Annotated in this window: 1 protein-coding gene; it reads left to right on the top strand. The window is 26.5% G+C overall.

Annotated features, from left to right (window positions below):
* Positions 1–430 (top strand): two-partner secretion domain-containing protein (locus AWT72_RS08890; RefSeq protein ID WP_197407676.1); only part of this gene is annotated, 430 nt, incomplete at both ends.

Raw genomic sequence — 430 nt, 5'->3', positions numbered from 1 at the left:
ATAGTAGTAGACAAAGATACAGATGCCTATTTAAAAGAAAAAAATGGTACTAAAATAGTAAATATAGCAACACCAACTAAAAAAGGAGTATCACACTCTAAATTTAAAGATTTTTCAGTTGATAAAAATGGGGCAGTAATAAATAATAAATATGAAGATTCTAGAAGTGAATTAATAAATGATACAGTAGAAGGAAATAAAAATTTAAAGGAAGGAGTAGCGAAGGTTGCTCTTTTTGACGTTACAGGGCAAAATAAAAGTGAATTAAAAGGAACAATAGAAGCTCTAAGTAAAAACGATTTATCAGTAATATTATCAAATGAAAATGGAATAACAGTAGATGGAGCTAATTTCATAAATATACATAATATGACCCTAACAACTTCTAAAGTAAAAGATAATGATGGAAAGTTAGAATATTCTAAACTAA

The sequence above is a fragment of the Oceanivirga salmonicida genome, assembly GCF_001517915.1.
GTDB lineage: Bacteria > Fusobacteriota > Fusobacteriia > Fusobacteriales > Leptotrichiaceae > Oceanivirga > Oceanivirga salmonicida.
The sequence above is the reverse complement of the archived record's forward strand: the minus strand, read 5'-3'. Positions and strand labels throughout refer to the sequence as shown.